The organism is Shewanella sp. MM_2022_3, assembly GCF_022557375.1.
Lineage (GTDB): Bacteria > Pseudomonadota > Gammaproteobacteria > Enterobacterales > Shewanellaceae > Shewanella > Shewanella xiamenensis.
Genome location: NZ_JAKZGV010000106.1, coordinates 1 through 1,513 on the forward strand (window position 1 = coordinate 1; position 1,513 = coordinate 1,513).

The 1,513-nt window shown below is 35.0% G+C and carries 3 protein-coding genes; all 3 read left to right on the forward strand.

The features are described 5' to 3' along the window. On the forward strand, window positions 1–603 hold a 603-nt coding region (locus tag MMG82_RS21270), incomplete at its 5' end, for an ATP-binding domain-containing protein (RefSeq protein WP_241407401.1). A gap of 163 nt (window positions 604–766) precedes the next feature. Then, window positions 767–1,111, forward strand: a complete 345-nt coding sequence (locus MMG82_RS21275; RefSeq protein ID WP_241407403.1) for a hypothetical protein — start codon at window positions 767–769, stop codon at window positions 1,109–1,111. A 56-nt stretch (window positions 1,112–1,167) separates the two neighbouring features. Continuing rightward, a partial coding sequence (locus tag MMG82_RS21280; RefSeq protein ID WP_241407405.1) for a hypothetical protein occupies window positions 1,168–1,513 on the forward strand: 346 nt, incomplete at its 3' end.

Below are 1,513 nucleotides of genomic sequence, written 5' to 3' on the forward strand. Positions count from 1 at the left end.
GGGCTATATGGTATAAATAATATAAATCTTTTTCTTCAGGCTAGTAATGTCGGTAAATCAGTTGTTTGGAAAGATGCTACATATAAAATAGGAGATCCTATTTTATTTTCAGACTCAGAACGTTTTAAAAAAGTTGTATATAATAACTTGAAAGGTTGGATAGATGACATTTTTTATAGTAAAGGTGAGATACAGTTTCAAGTTATTTTGGATAGGCCATTAACTTCTTTTGATGTTATTGGTACAGAGTTGACTTGGATTAGGGACTCTGTCGTTCGTTTTTCTGTATATGACTATGGATATGAAGCTAGTGACAACGACGATGATGACTTGAATATGATAGTACCATTTCAAGTTGCTTATGCAGTATCGATACATAAGGCTCAAGGTTTAGAATATGACTCTGTAAAAATAGTTATTACAGATGCTAATGAAGATGACATTACTCACAGTATTTTTTATACAGCTATTACACGAGCAAGAGAATGTTTAAAGATTTTTTGGACGCCAGAGACTCAGCAATCAGTCTTAAGTAAACTTAATCGTCAAATTAATAAAAAAGATGTTGCACTGTTGACCATAAGAGGTAATTTACAGGTTTAATTGGACACCCATTGTTAAATCCGCAGAATAAAATGCGAATAAAATGGACATCCATTGTTAATGGCGCGGTCGTAACATTTTGATTCTTCTTGGGTTAAGCATTAAGTAAGGTGGTTTAATGCTTAGTCCTTAAGGAACTCATATAAGCCTTGGATGATTAAAAATGATTCGATATCTATTATTGGTATTGTTTGCTCTTGTGACATGTGTGGGCAATGCGCTGGCTGGCGAATATCAGCTGGATTGGCCTGTCTCTGGTGAGAAGCTGATTTATCATTCCTGCGGTTGTGCTGATTCCTGCTGGGTTGCCGAGGTTCGCCAAGCTAAAGCGGAAAAGCCGCTCATCGCTAAACTGAGATGCGACTGCGAAAAACTCTATTTTACTGATGAAACTGGCGTAGAACGGGTTGTCGCTGAAAATTGTGATGAGTTAAACACCGACAATAAAATGGATTTGATCCCAGAGCGAATCAAGCAACTTCATTCACATTTTAATCCCCATCGTTAACTCTATTTATCCTTGTGTGAAATGGAATTCCACGATTTTTATCTTAAGGAAATTGTATGAATAAAATTAGTATATTGGGTATGAGCATTGTATTGGCTTTATCTGTTGCTATCGGTCTTGCCGTTGATTTTAGGCTTGAATTTTGGTATGAATCGATTTTCACATGGATGAATGTGTTTAGCTTTAAATTGCTCATATTATTACTTAGTATGATCCTAGTGTATGTAGCTATTGCTATCTCGTTTAATTTTAAACTGCTATCTTTTTTTGCATGTAAAGAATATCCAGCAAACTATTTCGCATGGTCTAAATTTAGAAATTTAGGAGTGTTCTTTTTATTTGGCTTGTGGATTATGGGGGATTTGAAATACTTCACTATTGTAATAGTTAATTTTGCATTGG

What these genes read in the sequence shown, in the direction of transcription:
- MMG82_RS21275 (WP_241407403.1), top strand. Translation starts at nt 767, where the DNA reads ATGATTCGATATCTATTATTGGTATTGTTTGCTCTTGTGACATGTGTG.